Origin of the sequence: Aetokthonos hydrillicola CCALA 1050, from assembly GCF_017591665.1 — a bacterium.
GTDB classification, from domain to species: Bacteria; Cyanobacteriota; Cyanobacteriia; order Cyanobacteriales; family Nostocaceae; genus Aetokthonos; species Aetokthonos hydrillicola.
On sequence record NZ_JAAKGC010000321.1, the window covers coordinates 1 to 1,956 of the forward strand.

Here is a 1,956-nt window from a genome sequence, read left to right on the forward strand (position 1 = left end):
TACCAGCGGCAGATAAAAGATTGTACCTAACATTAGCAACATCATCAACCCTGTAGAAAAAGCTAAATTACCTTTAACTATTTGAGCAAGTTTAGGTAAAGCTGGAGGACCAGATGCTAATGCCATGATGATCAAACCATCCTTCACAGGTTCGCTGAGTGGTACGAATTGCAGAAGGAAATAAACAAAAATTGGTACTAAGACAAAATTTGCCAGAAGTGATGAAATGACCAAGCGGCTATTACGAAGAGGTTGCCAAATCTGCTGTACAGTCAACTTTAAACCTGTTCCAAACATAGTGGCAACGACAAATGATAAGAATGCTATTTTGTCAAGTATTGGGATAATTTCATTCATAAGTTTAAAATTTTGCACCCAGTTACAAATAAGAATTTTATCAAACAGAATTCAGGAGTCAGAATTCAGTATGAATTCTGTAGGACTGGTGCATGAATCTAGCGGTTTAAGACCCCCACTAAACTTTCTCCTATCGGAGACTCTTCGTGTAGCTTGCCTTCCCAAAAGGCTACGATTTAGTGATCTGCAATTAGTGGGTAATTCAAACCCGCCACTAATTGATTCTGACTCCTGAATTCTGACTCCTGAATTCTACTTCAAGTTCAAGGTAACTTTCTGTAAATTACCTGTGAAGGGAAACGGTACTTGATATGTTTCAGCTACGGGTGTACCTGTATCTCGACCAACATCAAAAGTTTCATCTAATGCCAATCGATAAGGTACAGTTTTCTCAATTCGACCTTCAGCTACCTGTTGGTCATTGATGAATAATTTTCCAGTTCCTCCTGCACCAACTCCACCACCGTCGTAATCAAAATCAAATCTAACTGTTGATTTACCTGGCGGTAATTTTTCAGGAGATTGGATTATATAACGTTCTGCATTAGCAAAGTTGTAGAGGTATGTTGGTTTGCTATCTTCAAGAAAAAATCCCCAACCAGCAAAACGTCCACCTTGAGTTAATAGTACACCCTCTGCACCACTTTCTGGGACTTCTACATTAGCTGTGATGCTGAAGGATCTATTTCTCAGACTTGGTGCGCTACCTTCTGGAATGGGTGCTACACCAGAATAGTAAGTAAAAGTTGTACGTCCTGCTGCTGGAGAGGGGCGAAGAGTAACATCAAACCGTTCAGAGAGGCGATCGTCTAATGGCAAAACTTGATATCGACGAGCTTCTGATAAAAACAATTTTTGCAATTTTTCCAGTTTCTCAGGATTTTCAGCCGCTAAGTTATTAGCTTCACTGAAATCTTCCTTAATGTTATATAGTTCCCAGGGATCTTTTTGAAAGTCCGCCTTGATTGAACCTTGCCAAGGTAATCGAGGATGGCGCGCAGCTGCTACCCATCCATCATCATAAATAGCCCGGTTCCCAAGCATTTCAAAATACTGGGTTTTATGATGGGAAGGTGCATCAGAATTCTCAAAGGTGTACGCTAAGCTAGTACCTTCAATTTTCTGTTGCTTCACTCCGTTAACTTCAGTTGGTACAGTTATTCCTGCCACCTCTAAAATTGTGGGGGTAATATCAATGACATGATGGAATTGATTCCGTATTCCACCATGATCTTTAATTTGATTGCCCCATGCAACAACTAAGGGATTACGAGTACCACCAAAGTGAGAGGCAATTTGTTTTGTCCATTGAAAAGGGGTATCGCCTGCCCATGCCCAGGCTGCATGATAATGATTAAAGGTTTTAGGACTGCCTAAATCATCTAAGGAAGCTAGTAGTTGGTCTCGGCTTTCTGGTACTCTATTGAAAACTTTTAATTCATTAACGCTACCAGCTAAACCACCTTCTGCACTCGCACCATTATCGCCAACGATGAAGAAGACAATGGTGTTGTCTAATTCACCAATTTGTTCAATTGCGTTCATCAATCTTCCCACTTCATGATCGGTATGTGCTAAGAATCCTGCAAATACTTCCAT

1 protein-coding gene and 1 pseudogene are annotated in these 1,956 nt (G+C 40.5%); both read right to left on the reverse strand.

The window, feature by feature from the left end; translation table 11 throughout:
* Positions 1-357, reverse strand: a pseudogene (locus G4P69_RS37430) (bile acid:sodium symporter family protein); the annotation flags it as partial.
* Positions 358-609: 252 nt separating this feature from the next.
* On the reverse strand, positions 610-1,956 hold a 1,347-nt coding region (locus G4P69_RS37435), incomplete at its 5' end, for a sulfatase-like hydrolase/transferase (RefSeq protein WP_208354977.1).